At 60.8% G+C, this 14,848-nt stretch carries 15 protein-coding genes; 10 read left to right on the forward strand and 5 right to left on the reverse strand.

What is annotated here, in order from left to right; all coding sequences use genetic code 11:
- The first annotated feature begins 44 nt into the window (after positions 1-44).
- The 10 genes from cooS to BP758_RS02105 all read left to right on the forward strand — a co-directional run bounded on the left by cooS (position 45) and on the right by BP758_RS02105 (position 10,033).
- Positions 45-2,006, forward strand: a complete 1,962-nt coding sequence (gene cooS / locus BP758_RS02060) for an anaerobic carbon-monoxide dehydrogenase catalytic subunit (RefSeq protein WP_292368239.1) — start codon at positions 45-47, stop codon at positions 2,004-2,006.
- Entirely contained in the window at positions 2,003-2,827 is an 825-nt protein-coding gene (locus tag BP758_RS02065; protein WP_292368241.1) for an AAA family ATPase, read from the forward strand. Before cooS ends, BP758_RS02065 begins: the two co-directional genes overlap by 4 nt.
- A 123-nt stretch (positions 2,828-2,950) precedes the next feature.
- Positions 2,951-3,094, forward strand: coding sequence for a DUF5320 family protein (locus BP758_RS02070; protein WP_292368243.1), 144 nt, complete (start codon positions 2,951-2,953; stop codon positions 3,092-3,094).
- 16 nt (positions 3,095-3,110) lie between these two features.
- Positions 3,111-4,706 carry a methyl coenzyme M reductase system, component A2 gene (atwA, locus tag BP758_RS02075; RefSeq protein ID WP_292368245.1) on the forward strand — a complete coding sequence of 532 codons (1,596 nt, stop codon included), beginning with the start codon at positions 3,111-3,113 and terminating at the stop codon, positions 4,704-4,706.
- Positions 4,707-4,732: 26 nt separating this feature from the next.
- Complete coding sequence (locus BP758_RS02080; RefSeq protein ID WP_292368248.1) at positions 4,733-5,635, forward strand: Mrp/NBP35 family ATP-binding protein; 903 nt, start codon at positions 4,733-4,735, stop codon at positions 5,633-5,635.
- Between the two features lie 14 nt (positions 5,636-5,649).
- On the forward strand, positions 5,650-6,003 hold the full coding sequence (locus tag BP758_RS02085) for a hypothetical protein (protein WP_292368250.1): 354 nt from the start codon (positions 5,650-5,652) through the stop codon (positions 6,001-6,003).
- 30 nt (positions 6,004-6,033) lie between these two features.
- On the forward strand, positions 6,034-6,372 hold the full coding sequence (locus BP758_RS02090; RefSeq protein WP_292368251.1) for a cupin domain-containing protein: 339 nt from the start codon (positions 6,034-6,036) through the stop codon (positions 6,370-6,372).
- Between the two features lie 70 nt (positions 6,373-6,442).
- The gene (locus BP758_RS02095; RefSeq protein WP_292368253.1) at positions 6,443-7,807 is read left to right on the forward strand and encodes a deoxyribodipyrimidine photo-lyase; all 1,365 of its coding nucleotides are present in this window, start codon (positions 6,443-6,445) and stop codon (positions 7,805-7,807) included.
- A gap of 111 nt (positions 7,808-7,918) precedes the next feature.
- Positions 7,919-9,064, forward strand: coding sequence for a hypothetical protein (locus BP758_RS02100; RefSeq protein ID WP_292368255.1), 1,146 nt, complete (start codon positions 7,919-7,921; stop codon positions 9,062-9,064).
- Between the two features lie 15 nt (positions 9,065-9,079).
- Entirely contained in the window at positions 9,080-10,033 is a 954-nt protein-coding gene (locus BP758_RS02105) for a hypothetical protein (protein WP_292368257.1), read from the forward strand.
- Positions 10,034-10,498: 465 nt separating this feature from the next.
- Here the strand turns inward: BP758_RS02105 and BP758_RS02110 are convergent, their stop codons facing one another.
- The 5 genes from BP758_RS02110 to hemB are packed head-to-tail and all read right to left on the reverse strand — an operon-like array spanning position 10,499 to position 14,821.
- Positions 10,499-10,969, reverse strand: coding sequence for a phosphate-starvation-inducible PsiE family protein (locus BP758_RS02110; protein ID WP_292368259.1), 471 nt, complete (start codon positions 10,967-10,969; stop codon positions 10,499-10,501).
- Positions 10,966-11,727, reverse strand: a complete 762-nt coding sequence (gene cobA / locus BP758_RS02115) for a uroporphyrinogen-III C-methyltransferase (protein ID WP_292368261.1) — start codon at positions 11,725-11,727, stop codon at positions 10,966-10,968. The genes BP758_RS02110 and cobA overlap by 4 nt, the downstream gene beginning before the upstream one ends.
- A complete protein-coding gene (gene hemC / locus BP758_RS02120; protein ID WP_292368263.1) occupies positions 11,724-12,608 on the reverse strand; it encodes a hydroxymethylbilane synthase in 885 nt (294 codons plus the stop codon). The genes cobA and hemC overlap by 4 nt, the downstream gene beginning before the upstream one ends.
- Positions 12,605-13,846: a glutamate-1-semialdehyde 2,1-aminomutase gene (gene hemL, locus BP758_RS02125; protein ID WP_292368265.1), complete on the reverse strand. Its 1,242-nt coding sequence runs from the start codon at positions 13,844-13,846 to the stop codon at positions 12,605-12,607. The genes hemC and hemL overlap by 4 nt, the downstream gene beginning before the upstream one ends.
- Positions 13,847-14,821 carry a porphobilinogen synthase gene (gene hemB / locus BP758_RS02130; protein ID WP_292368267.1) on the reverse strand — a complete coding sequence of 325 codons (975 nt, stop codon included), beginning with the start codon at positions 14,819-14,821 and terminating at the stop codon, positions 13,847-13,849.
- Between the last annotated feature and the right edge of the window lie 27 nt (positions 14,822-14,848).

Below are 14,848 nucleotides of genomic sequence, written 5' to 3' on the forward strand. Positions count from 1 at the left end.
CCTATAAAGAATACGCCCTGTTAACATGCCTGGTGTGATATGCCATGGGAGACGAAGAACCAAAACCCGTACTGGTGCGGGAAAGGCTCGATGTCTGCGAGCTTGACCGCGCCCGAATGTCCCTTTTGAACCCGGCACTTGTCGCGCAGAAACGCGAGGAGCGCACAATCGACGAAGTCGCCAAACCGCTTATCGAGATGGCGTTAAAAGAAGGTCTCGAAACGGTCTGGGACCGGTTCGAAATGCAGCAGCCGCCTTGTAAATTCTGCGAGGCCGGGATCTCGTGCTCCCGGTGCACGATGGGGCCGTGCCGGATCATCCCGCCCCACCGGATCCGCGGCGTCTGCGGTGCCGATGCCGATCTCATCGTTGCACGGAACCTGCTGGATGCAATCGCGACCGGGGCTGCCGCCCATTCCGATCATGGCCGGGATATTGTCGAGACGCTGTACCTGGTCGGGACCGGGAAAACTACCGATTACGGCATCGCCGATCCGGAAAAGCTCCGCCGGCTCTGCCGGGAGTACGGCATCAGTACCGAAGGAGCGGACGATAAAAAATGTGCCGGCGAACTCGGGCGGGCCATGATCGAAGAGTACGGCATGGCAAAGAACCTGCTCCAGCTTACGGCCCGGGCGCCAAAGGCCACCCGGGATCTCTGGGACGCCGCCGGCATCGCGCCCCGGGGAATCGACCGCGAAGTCGTGGACTGTATGCACCGGATCCAGATGGGGGTGGGTGCGGACTATGTCAATATCCTGCTCCAGGGCCTGCGCTGCAGCCTTTCCGATGGCTGGGGCGGTTCGATGATCGGGACCGACATCTCCGATGTCCTCTTTGGCACGCCGGAGATCCGCACGTCGTCCGTGAACCTGGGGGTGCTCAAAAAAGAATACGTCAACATCGCGGTCCACGGCCACAACCCGGTGCTCTCCGAGATGATTGTCCGGGCGGTTGCCGACCCGGAGCTCGTCGCCCTTGCCCGGGCAAACGGCGCAGAAGGGATCAACCTTGTCGGGCTCTGCTGCACGGGAAGCGAACTTTTGATGCGCAAGGGCGTCCCGATGGCGGGCAACCACCTCAACCAGGAGCTGGTCATCATGACCGGGGCGCTCGAGGCAATGGTCGTGGATTACCAGTGCATCTTCCCCTCGCTCCCGCGCACGGCGAGCTGTTTCCACACGCTGGTTATCTCAACAAGCCCCAAGGCGAAGATCCCGGGTTCCTATTACTTCGGTTTTACTCCGGAGAACGGGTATGCCACGGCAAAGGCTATCGTGAAAATGGCAGTCGGGAATTTCAAAAACCGCAACCCGCAGCGCGTGCTCATCCCGGGCGAACCGGTACCGCTCATGTCCGGTTTTTCCAACGAAGCCATCAAAAAAGCGCTCGGCGGATCGTTTAAGCCGCTCATCGATCTCATCGCGGCCGGGAAGATCCGGGGAGCGGTCGGGATTGTCGGCTGCAACAACCCCCATATCCAACATGACTCCGCCCATGTGGCGCTCACAAAAGCGCTTATTAAGAAAAACATCCTCTGCGTCGAGACCGGCTGCGCCGCAATCGCTACGGGAAAAGCCGGCCTCCTGATGCCGGAGGCAGCGGCCCTTGCCGGTGACGACCTGCGGGCGGTCTGCGAATCCTTAAAGATCCCGCCCGTGCTCCACATGGGCTCGTGCGTAGACAATTCAAGGATCCTTGTCCTTGCAGCGGAGCTGGGTAATGCCCTCAACGTCCCGATCCACAAACTGCCGATAGCCGGTGCCGCGCCGGAATGGTACTCGCAGAAGGCGGTCTCTATCGGCGCCTATTTCGTTGCTTCGGGAGTGTATACCGTGCTTGGCGTGATGCCGCACATTTCAGGAAGCCCGCCGGTCGTCTCGCTCCTGACAACCGGCCTCACAAACGTGACCGGGGCAAATTTCGCTGTCGAACCAGACCCGGTAAAAGCCGCGGACCTGATCGCAAACCACATCGAACAGAAACGGACGGGACTGGGAATATGAGTATGCCGGAAGACGGCGGGGCCGGTATCCGGGTCGTCATCACCGGGAAAGGCGGGGTGGGGAAGACCACGGTTGCCGCCCTGCTCGCCCATATCTTTGCCCGCAAGGGAAAACGGGTGCTTGCCGTGGACGGCGATCCCCAGCAGAACCTTGCAGCAGCCCTCGGGCTTTCCCCGGATGCCGCCGCCCGGATCGTCCCGGTTGCAGAGAGCCGGGAGTATATCCGGGAAAAAACCGGGGCGGGGCCCGGGGTTACGCCCGGCGGGTTCTTTGCGCTCAACCCGGACGTGCGCGATGTTACCGACCGGTTCTCCGTTGAGGTCGCGCCCGGTCTTCGCCTGCTCGTGATGGGGAGCGTGAACCAGGCCGGTGCCGGGTGCCTCTGCCCGGAGTATGCCCTGCTTGCCGCAATTCTCCGGCACATGCGCCTCTCACCTGACGATATCGTCATCCTCGATACCCCGGCCGGCCTCGAACATTTCGGGAGGGCGGTTGCAGACGGCTTCTCCTGTGCGGTAGTGATCGCGGATCCCTCGTTCAATGCAGTAGCGGTTGCACGGGAATCCGCCCGGCTTGCCGGTGAACTCGGGATCCCGAAAATTATCTTCGCGGTGAACAGGGTCCGCGGCGATGAAGATGTGGCAAAGGTTTGCGGGAGCGACCGCTGCCGGCCCGCGTTTCCGACAGCAGTCTTCCTGCCGTACGATCCGGAAGTAATGGCCGCCGATCCTGCGGTTGCCGGGCTCCTTGACCGCGACTCCGTGTTCGGCGAGGGGGTCCGGGCGCTTGCCGCGGCCCTCCTGCAGACCGGCGGCACATAAGGTTCTGCCCGGCTCCGGCACCCCTGCCGGGAACCAATAGCTCTGCCCTTTTTTTAACGTCAAATCCGCACTTATTTATGCTCATATGGGAAATAATTCCACATACTACGAGGTTGATGCGAGATGCCAGATTTTGACGGGACCGGCCCCTTAAAGCGCGGCCGGATCATCGGGAGGGGGCGCGGGCCCTGCAGGAAACCGGCCCGTGCGGATCCCGCTCCCAAAAAAGAAGAATCGGACCCGGAAAAAGAACCAGCACTCAAATAACCTGCGAACCGATACCATGACCCAGCCATTTGTCAGTGTACGCGATCTCTGTATGGATTACAGCGGTAACCGGGTGCTCGACCATGTCTCGTTCGAGATTCCCGAAGGAGAGATTGTCGGCATCATCGGAAGGAGCGGTGCCGGAAAAAGCGTTCTCATGCACCTGCTGCGTGGCGTCGAGGACCCGCCCACCGGCGGCTCGATCGTTTACCATGTTGCTGCCTGCCCGGACTGCGAATACGTGGATGTCCCGAGCCGGGTAAAAACGGCCTGCCCGAAATGCGGCGGCACGCTCGCGGCGCTCGATGTAGACTTCTGGAACCCTAAAAACGAGGCCCTGAAGTCCCGGGTAATGCACCGGACCGCGATCATGTTCCAGCGGACGTTTGCGCTCTATGGCGACGACCGGGTGATAGAAAACGTGCTGCGTGCGCTCGACGACATCGGGTACCCGTCCGACAATGCGGTGAACCGGGCCGCTGACCTTATCGACCAGGTCCGGCTCTCCCACCGGATGATGCATATTGCCCGCGACCTCTCGGGCGGCGAGAAGCAGCGGGTGGTGCTTGCCCGGCAGCTGGCAAAAGATCCCGCGCTCCTCTTTGCGGACGAACCCACCGGCACGCTCGATCCCGAGACTGCAAAAATCGTCCACGCCATGCTCTCCGAAGCCGCGAAAGCAAACACGATGGGCATGGTTGTCACCTCGCACTTTTCGCAGGTGATCGAGGACATGGCGCATACCGCGATCCTCCTTGTCGACGGGAAGATCGCAGCCATGGGCGAGCCGAGAAAGATCGTGCGGGAGTTCACCCGCAATGCAGCGGAAGACGAGCGCGAGGAAGTACCGGAGTTCGGCAGGACGATCCTTTCGGCACGCGACGTAGCAAAACGGTACATCTCCGCGGACCGCGGCGTTGTGCGGGCAGTCAACCTCGTTACCTTCGATGTAGCGGAAAAGGAGATCTTCGGGATCATCGGCAAAAGCGGCGCCGGTAAGACTACGCTCTCGCGGATTATTGCCGGGATAATCGAGCCCACGAGCGGCGAGATGAACGTGCGGATCGGGGACGAATGGGTGGACATGACCAAACCCGGGATCAACGAGCGCGGCCGGGCAAAGGAGTACATCGGCCTGCTGCACCAGGAGTACGACCTGTACCCGCACCGGACCGTGATCGACAACCTGACCGATGCGATCGGCTTGGAATTCCCCAAAGAACTTGCCATACGCAAAGCCGTGATCACGCTTGGCATGGCCGGGTTCACGCCGGAAAAATCAAAGGCGATCCTAAACCGGCTCCCCTCCGAACTTTCCGACGGGGAGCGGCACCGGGTTGCGCTCGCGCAGGTGCTCATCCGCGAACCGCGCCTCGTCATCCTCGACGAGCCGACCGGGACCATGGACCCCCTCACCAAAAAAGACGTAAAGCATTCGATCCTGCACTCGCGGGACGAGATGGACGAGACCTTTGTGATAGTCTCGCACGATATGGACTTTGTCGAGGAGATCTGCGACCGCGTAGCCCTCATGCGGGGCGGAAAGATCGTCAGTATCGGAAAGACCAAAGAGATCCTCGCACAGGTCACCGCAGAAGAGAGAAAGGACTAACCGTACCGTTTTTTCCCCGATTTATCATGACCCAGACTACAAACACCCCAAATCCCGCACAGAATACCGAATGCAGCGGCAGCTGCGACAGCTGTTCTTCGGCGCAGAAGACCCCGCAGCCAAAGGGCCTCCCTCCAAAAGTAAAGGTCAATATCCGGCACGTCATCCTCGTCCTCTCGGGCAAGGGCGGGGTCGGGAAATCGACCGTTGCCGTCAACCTCGCGACCGCGTTTGCCAACCGCGGGAAGAACACCGGGCTCCTCGACCTCGATATCCACGGCCCGAGCATCCCCAAAATGCTCGGGATCGAAAAGGAGCGCCCGGCCGTGCTTGCAAAATGCATCCAGCCGGTCATGGTAGCGCCGAACCTTGCCGTGATGTCGATGGCGTTTCTCCTTCCCGACACGAGCACGCCGGTGGTCTGGCGCGGCCCCATGAAGATGGGCGCAATCCAGCAGTTCCTTGCCGAGGTTAACTGGGGCGCACTCGATTACCTGGTCGTAGACCTGCCCCCGGGCACGGGCGACGAGGTGCTCTCGATCGCGCAGCTGGCCCCGAACGTCCGCGGTGCCGTGATCGTTACAACCCCGCAGGACGTTGCGGTCCTCGACGCGACAAAGGCCATCGAGTTTATCAAAAAGATGGACCTGCCCGTGATCGGCGTTGTCGAGAACATGAGCGGCATGGTCTGCCCTCACTGCCACGAAGTCCTCGACCTCTTCGGGAAAGGCGGCGGGAAGAAGGCAGCGGAGAAGTTCGGTGTCCCGTTCCTCGGCGCAATCCCGCTCGATCCCGCCATGGTTACCGCGGGCGATGCAGGAAAACCCTTCATCAATGCCGATCCCGGATCCCCCACGGCAAAAGCCGTGGATGCGGTCATGGAAAAGATCCTTTTTGCCATTGAGCAGGATCCCGGGGCTTCGACATAAGGTACCGGAACAGGATGGCAAAATACGCAGCAGTCCCGGATCTTGTCGCCCGGTTCATGGAAGAGTCCGGGGAGCCCGAGCAGTGGGTGACCGTGCGGGAGATCCGGGAGCGCTACGGTCTCCCGCGGTACCAGTCCGGGACCATTGCCGGGTTTTTGCACCGTCTCGAATTTTCCTCGTACGGGGAGTTTCCCTATATTGTAAAAAAGGTCGAGATGCTGGAGCGCGAGGGCCGTTCATCCCCCCTGCGGTACCGGTATCTTCTTGCCCGCCGCACCGGCCGGTGCACCGGCCGCGACCCGTCCCGGTATGCCGGCGGGATCCCCGCCGGGACCGCAGCGACCGGGTGCGGGACGGGAAAAGCATAATGGTAGAATAACCGAAAGGAAGGAACAACCATGAAGATCACTGCTGTTGCCGATATCGTGCCGGGCCCCAACCCCCACCATGTTGATGCGAGGAAAATTTACGACACCCCCCATGCCCAGGCCGTTGTTATCCTGCTCCGGCCCGCGGAGTCGCTAAAAAAACATATCACGTCGGTCGATGTCTTCTTTTTTGTGCTCGAAGGATCCGGCACGGTCGAGATCGGGGACGAACAGAAGTCCGTTGGTAAAGACTGCATTGTCGAGAGCCCGGCACGGATCCCGCACCGCTGGATAAACACCAGCAGCGCAGACCTCCGGATCCTGGTCGTCAAGGTGCCACGACCGACCGAAGAGACAAAACTGCTCTGAAATTTCCCGCCAACGGTACGCCCCTATATAAGCGCCACCTTTTAAGACCCGGCAGGTCAAGAGAAGACCGATGGCAGAGAGCCGGGTCGATCCCGACCGTATCCGGGTGATCACCAGCGCACCGCCGCGTTCAAAAGACTATGTCCTGTACTGGATGCAGTCCTCGCACCGTGCGGACGATAACCCGGCGCTTATGTATGCCATTGACCGGGCGGATGCCCTGCACCTCCCGGTGGTCGCATACTTCGGCTTTTTTCCCAAATACCCGGAGGCAAACCTCCGCCATCTCACATTCATGCTCGAAGGGCTTCATGCAGCCGGCCGTGCGCTTGAGGCGCTTGGGATCCGGTTTGTGCTCGCGGTTCAGGATCCGGCGGACGGCATCCTCTCCCTTGCAGGAAACGCTGCGCTTCTTGTCGCCGACCGGGGCTACCTCCGGCCCGAACAGGAATGGTACGAGCGTGTTGCGGCCCGCTGCCCGTGCCCGTTTTTGCAGGTCGAGGCAAACGTGGCAGTCCCGGTCCGGACCGCATCGGACAAGGAGGAGTACTCGGCAGCAACGATCCGGAAAAAGATTGCCGGACAGCTCGACCGGTTCCTTGTTCAGGTGCCGGCCCGGGCCCCGGCCCGGGCCCCGGCCCGGTCCTCGCTCTCCCTTGATATCCCTGCCCCTGCCGGCGAACCGGTCTCCACAGTCCCTGACGGGCAAAAAATCGACCGGAGCGTACCGCCATCGCCGGCGTTTCGGGGCGGCACGGACGAGGCCCTGCGCCGTTTCGACGCGTTCCTTGCTACGGGCCTCGACCGTTTTGGCGAGAGAAGGAACGACCCGGGCACCGGTATTGCATCCGGCATGAGCCCGTACCTCCACTTCGGGCAGGTCTCGCCGGTCACGCTCGCCCTCAAGGCCCGGGAGCACGGCGGCCCGGGTGTTCCGGCATTTCTCGAAGAGCTCATCGTGCGCCGGGAACTCGCAATCAACTTCGTGACCTATAACAACCGGTACGATTCAATTGCCTGCCTTCCCGCGTGGGCGGGGCGTACTCTTGCCGCCCATGCCGGCGACCGGCGGGAGTACCTGTACACCCGGGACGAACTCGAACGGGCCGCCACCCACGACCCGTACTGGAACGCAGCACAGAAGGAGATGGTCCGGACCGGGAAGATGCAGGGCTACCTGCGGATGTACTGGGGAAAGAAGATCCTCGAATGGTCGCCGACCCCAAAGGAAGCATACGAAACTGCCCTGTATCTCAACAACAAGTACGAGATCGACGGGCGCGACCCGAACGGCTATGCCGGGGTTGCTTGGTGTTTTGGCAAGCACGACCGGCCCTGGAAGGAACGGCCGGTCTTTGGCATGGTGCGGTACATGAACGCGGCAGGGCTCGAACGGAAATTTTCCATGGACGCATACCTGGAAAAGAACCGGTGATCTTCGGAATCTTTTAAAAAATATAAATAATGCTAATATACTATCGGCCGCATTGTATTTCCCTGAGAACCCGCGTTCCTGCACGCGGGATTTGTTCCCCGGAGCAACACCATGCAAAAAAAATGGCGCATCAACCTTATCCTGCTCGTCATTTTCGGGTGCGGGATGCTCTGCATCTTCTTGTCCGGGATCATTCCCCTGCCCAAAACCCCGCTCTCCGTACGGTTCGAGCAGCAGGGACCGCCCGGCGGGGATATCGTGTTCCGGGCCCGGGATGCAAAAAACCAGACGCCGCTTGAGGGCGTGTCCTATTATATCGACGATACGTTTGCCGGCGTTTCCGGCAGCGACGGGATCTTTGTCCTGCGGGAAGGATCGTATCCGGTAGGGACGGTCATGTTCCGGGCAGCCCGGCAGGGCTACCGGGACTGGATCTCGCAAATCGATCTTGCCGAGATATGTTCGCTGGACCTCGACTTCGAGGAGTCCTCGATCCACCCGGTGCTCATAAACGGCCCCCCGGACCGGAAGATCGATGTGGTCTTTGTGCCCTCAGACACCGCGTTCAACGGTTCCACCCGGACAAAGCTCCGGTATGCCGGCTATCCCGGCGGCCGGGAACAGTTTGCGGCCGATGTATCCCGGTTTATCAACCGCACGTTCCTTGCAAGCCCTTCCCTCATGTACGAAAACGCGTCGGCTGCAAATGCCTACCCTGGTAAGTTCAACTTCTACTATTTCTGGGACGGGCAGACATTCGGCGATGCCTTTGACGGGTGTGCGGGCACCATCCCGGAACGGTACTGGGAGGAGGTAACGTTTGGCGATCTCACCATCCTGCTCTACCCGAAATATTACGGACGGTACCTCGATCCGGCCAGCCAGCCGATCGGCTGCACCAATACCAACGGCCTCGGGAACGTGTACCTCAAGATTGCCGCGGACCAGTATTCCCTGGGCATACACGAGACCGGCCACGGGCTGTACAGTCTCATGGACACGTACTGCGGGAACACCTACTACCGCGAGAACGATCCCAATCCCAATATCTGGAGCTCGGAGGAGAAGTGCCGCGAGGATGCGGTACGGCGCGTCCGTGACCCGGACGGCTGCCGCCGGATCAGCGATGATTCGGCAGGATGCCGGAAGGACTTCTGGCGCTGGGATCCGGATCCGGATATCATGAACGAGGCATATTACGGGAAGTTCGGGAGCGCATCGACGGACCGGATCCAGGGAATCCTGGCGGGGTACTAACCCGGGTGGCAGACGATGAGAAAAAAATTGTCCTGGGCTGCGGTTGCGGGAGTGGCGCTCGCGCTCCTCCTGCTCTGTACGCCCGCTGCCGCGGAGAGCTTCGGCGCATGGCAGAAGATCTTTATCGTGGATTTTATCTTTGACGATCACGGGGTGACCGAGGAATCGTCGGGGATCTGGTACGGGACCGCGCCCGACCCGGGTATCCAGGCCGGGCCGATCGAAGGCACCCTTGCCGATTCCGGCAACCGCGCCCTGACAAAATTCTATCTCCGCGATCCCCGGTACCAGGTAGGCGATGCCCTGATCGAGCATGACGATGGCACGGTCTCGGTTGCTGAGTATACCCAGTATACACCGGCCGTGGAGATCCGGGTGGTCCTCCCGTACTCCCCGGATGCACGGACCCTTACGCTGGTCGATACCGGCACCGGGACCACCCTGGCAACGGTCGACATGGTGCAGGCCGGGTCCCGGCTGGCAGAGACTGCTCCGGAGGAACTGGAATTCTACGAGCATGCCACGTTTGTCCATCGCCCGGGAAGCGGTACCTCCGGGAGCATTATTCCCCCGTGGCTGTTCCTCGGTGCGGGACTTGTCCTGATTGCCGGGGCCGTTCTCTTTACCCTGCGCTCTGCCCGCCGGCCCGACCCTGCCGGCAGGGCGGCACTCTGGAGCCGGGCAGGGGCCGTTACCCGGCTGGCCGGATCGGCTGTACGTGCACGGGCGGCAGGCTTTGCCGGCTTTTGCAAGCGCGCCGTGGATGCACTCTACCATACCTCGGTGCTCATCAACTTCGCCCTGATCTTTGCCATGATCTTTGTCATGCTCCAGGGATCCTTTGTCATTGCCGGTCACAATGGTGAGGAAATCCTGCTTGTCGTTCTTGTCTGCCTCGAAATACCGGCACTTCTCCTTCTCGATGTCTCGCTGATTACCACGTACCGTTCGCTCGTGAATAATGCGTGATCATCATTAACCGTTTTTTTTAAAGGGTAATGTACTGTTTCAGCCCCTAACGACAAGAAAGATTTACGGAATGATTATGAGTGAAAATTGCATGCCCAAAATGTAATGCGAAAAAGTTCATCCGTTTTGGACCGGAAAATGCTGACGCTCCAGGGGCTTCGCCCCGCACGCTCGTGGCGCCCCATTTGCGATAGTGCTGTATTACCTGAATCGGGATTTAAGGTAATACAGAGGAATCGCTGCGCCCCCGCCCCCTATGGGGGCAGGGTTGGCGCGAAGGGGGGTGGATGATTGTGAAAAATAGAGGGCAGTGGCTAGATTGGCACTTTACCCGGACTGATTTCTGGGTCCGTGCGAAAACATCGGACGTAAAATTTTCTGGCCGTCAGGGGCCATAAAAAAAGATTACAAACCAAAAATTGTTTTTTCCTTCAGCCGGTGGGGATACCGGGAAACGACAGGGTCTTACCCGCTCTTTTCCGGGACCGCGGCCTCTTTTTCTGCGGGCTCTTTATTCTTCGGTGTCCCGAGGGTAAAGCCTGCCTTCCGCAAGAGATAGTAGGATGCGGCAAGCCCGATGATGATGATGCCGATGCCGATCAGTTCAATACCGTCGGTCTCCGCAGGATCGAGCAGGATCACTTTCCGGGCGATCGCGATGATCGCAAGAAGCACCACGATCTCCACGTGGATCACGTTCTCCTCGATATATGCCTTCATCGTATCCAGGAGTTCGACCGCGATGAGCACTAAGAGGAAGGTACCGAGCACCGAGGTCAGTTCGTGGTTTTCCAGGAGTCCGACGGGAGCGTTCGATACCGAAACCCACAGGTACCAGAACATCTCCCCCAGCGCAAAGATAAGGACGATCACCAGCAGTGCGATGAGGAGCATGTAGACAAGCCGTTCAAAACGGTTGATGAAATCGAGCATCATTTTCCTCCGTACGGGATCAGATCGGGGCGGTTCTTGTCGTAGAGCCGTACGACATCGCCGATCACAATTACCGCAGGCGGTTTAACGCCAGCCTGTGCGGCGATTGCACCAATCCTTGCAAGTGGCCCGGTGGTGACGCGGCGGTCCTTTCGGAGGCCCCGCTCGATCACGGCGACCGGCGTCTGTGCATCCTTGCCGTTTGCAATCAGGGCCTCTGCAATGCCCGGCAGGTTTGCAACGCCCATCAGGATCACGATTGTGCCGCGCCCCCGGGCAAGCAGTTTCCAGTCAAGGGCCGATGCGGCCTTTGTCGGATCCTCGTGGCCGGTGAGGATCGTGACCTGCGAGGCGTACTTCCGGTGCGTGACCGGGATCCCGACCGAGGCGGGAACGGCAAGGGCGCTGGTGACTCCCGGCACCATCTCGACCTCAATGCCCGCCTCGCGGAGGGTTTCGAGCTCCTCGCCGCCCCGGCCAAAGAGGAACGGGTCGCCGCCCTTGAGCCGGACGATCGTCTTTCCCTGTTTTGCCCGGGCCACCATCTCGTTTTCGATCTCGTGCTGTTCGAGCGTATGCTTCCCGCCGAACTTCCCGCAGTCGATCTTCTCGGCCCGCTCCGGCAGGGTGGCGAGAATTTCCTCGCCCGGGAGCTGGTCGTAGAAGACCACATCGGCTTTTTCGATGAGATCTGCTGCACGCTGCGTTAAAAGACCGGTCCCGCCCGGGCCGGATCCGACAAGGTAGACTTTCCCGGTCATAAGGAGATCCCCAGTGTTTTGTATGCTTCCTCGATGAGGCCGCCGGCCTTTTCACGGAGGTCTTTACCGATCGCCCGCGCCTCTTCGAGCGTACCGATATCTTTCTCTATGCGCTCCACGCGCTTCCCGTCAAGGGAGAGTACCTCGGCAACCAGGTGGCCGGCCTTACAGTAGATCCCCATGGGCGTAAAGCACCCCGCGCCCACCTGCTCCATCACGGCCCGCTCTATGGCAACGTCTTTCCTGGTGCCCGGGTGGTCGAGCACGGAGAGCACTTCCATGAGCGAGGGGTCGGCCCGGCTTACGACCGCGATCGTGCCCTGATTGGGGGTGGGCACGAACTTCTCGGGGGGCAGGCGCTCGCCCGGGATGCGGACGCCGAGACGCTGGAGGCCGGCCTCCGCGAGCACGATTGCATTGTACTGGCCTTCGCGGAGCTTGCGCATCCTCGTATCCACGTTCCCCCGCAGGTCGCGGATCTCGAGGTCCGGGTCGTGGCGGAGGAGCTGGGCCTTTCTCCGTGTGCTCGACGTTCCCACGACTTTTACGGCCGAGACCGCGCCAAAGTAGGCAAGGTAGTCGGCCGGGGAATCGCGGGGAAGGATGGCGGCGATCACGAGGCCCGAGGGCCGGATCGCGGGGATGTCTTTCATGCTGTGGACCGCGCAATCGATCTCGCCGTCGAGGATTGCATCGTCAAGGGCTTTTACAAAGACGCCCTGCTTCCCGATCTCATGGAGCGGGACGCCGGTCACTTCGTCTCCTTGAGTGCTGATGATCTTCTGCTCTACCTTGATCCCGAGCCCGGCCAGTTTTTTACCTACGATCTCTGCCTGGGCGAGCGCGAGCTTGCTTCCCCGGGTGCCGATCCGGACCGTCATGCCAGGTACCCTCCTGCAATCGTCTCGATGTCCTGCGGGGTGTGAGCCACCGAGAGGAAATTGGTCTCGAACTGGGAGGGCGGGATAAAGACGCCGCGGTCAAGCATCTTCTGCCAGAACGCACCGAATGCCTGCGTGTCGCATTCCTTTACTTCCGTGTAGTTCTGCGGGGCATCTTTGCGGAAGAAGTACTTGAACATCGAACCGAGCCGGACAAACGATCCGGTATCGAGCTTCTCCTCCGGGAGCGACTCTTCGATCACCCGGGTCTTCTCCGCGAGATCCGCATACGTCTTCGGGTGGTCGTGGAGCCAGCGGATGGTGGCAATCCCGGCCGTAAGCGAGAGCGGGTTTCCCGAGAAGGTGCCGGCCTGGTACACCGGCCCCTCGGGGACGGTAAGCGACATTATCTCGCGCTTCCCGCAGAAGGCGCCGATGGGGAGGCCGCCGCCGATGATCTTCCCGAGCGTGGTAAGGTCGGGCTTGATACCGTACATCTTCTGCGCCCCGCCTATCCCGAGCCGGTAGCCGGTGATTACCTCGTCGAAGATGAGGAGTACGTCATGGGCCTGTGTGATCTCCCGGACGCTCCTGAGGTACCCGTCCTGCGGGACCACCGGGCCGATATTCCCGAGAACCGGTTCGATGATGAGCGCCGCGATATCGTTGTTCTTCGCAAGAAGCGTTTCGAGCGCCTCGGCATCGTTGTATGGAACCTGCCGGGTGTGGGCTACGAGATCGGGGAGCACGCCGGCCGAGTCCGGGACGCCCATCGTGGTTGCGCCCGAGCCGGCCTTTACGAGCACCGCATCGTGAGCGCCGTGGAACCCGCCCTCGATCTTCACGATATCGGACTTCCCGGTAAAACCCCGGGCGAGCCGGATCGCGGCCATCGTGGCTTCCGAACCGCTCGAAACGAACCGGGCCATATCCATGCCCGGGTGGTCGCCGGTGATGAGCTTTGCGAACTCCGGCTCCTCCGGGATCGGCGTGCCGTACAGCCAGCCCTTTTCGAGCCGGTCCGCGATCGCTTTTTTGATCTCCGGGCGGGCGTGGCCTAACAGGAGCGGGCCATAGCCCATGCAGCAGTCGATAAGGGCTGCACCGTCAACCGTATAGAGGTGCGAGCCTTCGGCCCGTGCCGTGTAAAAAGGATAGGGTTTTATTGCCCGGACGGGACTGGAGACCCCGCCGGGGATCAAAGTTTTTGCTGCCGAGAAGAGTTCTTCGCTCTTCATTTACAGCCACCCGCACACGTCGCGTGCAAAATACGTGATGATAAGGTCGGCACCGGCCCTTTTGATACACATGAGCGATTCAAGCACGGTCTCTTTTTCCTTTATCCAGCCGCGCTCCGCCGCGGCCTTGATCATCGCGTACTCGCCGCTCACCTGGTACGCGGCAACCGGGATCCCGATGGTTGCGATATTCGCGAGCACGTCGAGGTACGGCCCCGCGGGCTTGACCATCAAAATGTCGGCGCCCTCCTCGTAGTCGAGCTGCGATTCGAGAAATGCCTCGCGGCCGTTTGCCGGGTTCATCTGGTACGTGCTGCGGTCCCCAAACGAGAACCCGGACTCCGCTGCCTCGCGGAACGGGCCGTAGAGGGCAGAGGAGAATTTTGTCGAATAGGACATGATGAGCACGTCGCCGTAGCCTTCCGCATCGAGCGCACCGCGGATCGAGGCTACCATGCCGTCGAGCATGCAGGACGGGGCAACGATATCCGCCCCGGCCTCCGCATGGCTTATCGCAATCCGGTTCATCAAAAGGAGCGACTCGTCGTTTAAGAGATCCTTCTCCCCGCACCGGGTGCTGCCCACGATCCCGCAGTGGCCGTGACTCGTGTACTCGCATGCACAGACATCGGTGATGACCACCATCTTCGGGTACGCGGCTTTCACCCGGCGGACTGCCTGCTGCACGATCCCGTCGGGATCGTAGGCGCTTGTCGCCGCCTCGTCCTTAAAGGCCGGGATCCCAAAGAGGAGGACTGCCCGGCAGCCCCGCTCGTACAGGTCGCCGGCAACGGCCGCGATCATGTCGACCGGGTAGCGCGACTGGCCCGGCATGGACGCGATCGCGACAGGGGCTTTTACAGTCTCATCCACAAACAGGGGGGCAACGAGATCGTTTTTGGAAAGCGTTGTCTCGCATAAAAGAGGCTGGATCGTGCGGGACCTGACCCGCCTCATGCGTCGCTCGGGAAACATACGCAACATTACCTCGGAGAATACTAA

Source organism: Methanoregula sp. UBA64 (assembly GCF_002502735.1).
Lineage (GTDB): Archaea > Halobacteriota > Methanomicrobia > Methanomicrobiales > Methanospirillaceae > Methanoregula.

What these genes read in the sequence shown, in the direction of transcription:
- BP758_RS02065 (WP_292368241.1), top strand. Translation starts at nt 2,003, where the DNA reads ATGAGTATGCCGGAAGACGGCGGGGCCGGTATCCGGGTCGTCATCACC.
- atwA (WP_292368245.1), top strand. Translation starts at nt 3,111, where the DNA reads ATGACCCAGCCATTTGTCAGTGTACGCGATCTCTGTATGGATTACAGC.
- BP758_RS02085 (WP_292368250.1), top strand. Translation starts at nt 5,650, where the DNA reads ATGGCAAAATACGCAGCAGTCCCGGATCTTGTCGCCCGGTTCATGGAA.
- BP758_RS02105 (WP_292368257.1), top strand. Translation starts at nt 9,080, where the DNA reads ATGAGAAAAAAATTGTCCTGGGCTGCGGTTGCGGGAGTGGCGCTCGCG.
- BP758_RS02100 (WP_292368255.1), top strand. Translation starts at nt 7,919, where the DNA reads ATGCAAAAAAAATGGCGCATCAACCTTATCCTGCTCGTCATTTTCGGG.
- BP758_RS02110 (WP_292368259.1), bottom strand. Translation starts at nt 10,969, where the DNA reads ATGATGCTCGATTTCATCAACCGTTTTGAACGGCTTGTCTACATGCTC.
- cobA (WP_292368261.1), bottom strand. Translation starts at nt 11,727, where the DNA reads ATGACCGGGAAAGTCTACCTTGTCGGATCCGGCCCGGGCGGGACCGGT.
- BP758_RS02095 (WP_292368253.1), top strand. Translation starts at nt 6,443, where the DNA reads ATGGCAGAGAGCCGGGTCGATCCCGACCGTATCCGGGTGATCACCAGC.
- BP758_RS02080 (WP_292368248.1), top strand. Translation starts at nt 4,733, where the DNA reads ATGACCCAGACTACAAACACCCCAAATCCCGCACAGAATACCGAATGC.
- BP758_RS02070 (WP_292368243.1), top strand. Translation starts at nt 2,951, where the DNA reads ATGCCAGATTTTGACGGGACCGGCCCCTTAAAGCGCGGCCGGATCATC.
- hemC (WP_292368263.1), bottom strand. Translation starts at nt 12,608, where the DNA reads ATGACGGTCCGGATCGGCACCCGGGGAAGCAAGCTCGCGCTCGCCCAG.
- hemL (WP_292368265.1), bottom strand. Translation starts at nt 13,846, where the DNA reads ATGAAGAGCGAAGAACTCTTCTCGGCAGCAAAAACTTTGATCCCCGGC.
- hemB (WP_292368267.1), bottom strand. Translation starts at nt 14,821, where the DNA reads ATGTTTCCCGAGCGACGCATGAGGCGGGTCAGGTCCCGCACGATCCAG.
- cooS (WP_292368239.1), top strand. Translation starts at nt 45, where the DNA reads ATGGGAGACGAAGAACCAAAACCCGTACTGGTGCGGGAAAGGCTCGAT.
- BP758_RS02090 (WP_292368251.1), top strand. Translation starts at nt 6,034, where the DNA reads ATGAAGATCACTGCTGTTGCCGATATCGTGCCGGGCCCCAACCCCCAC.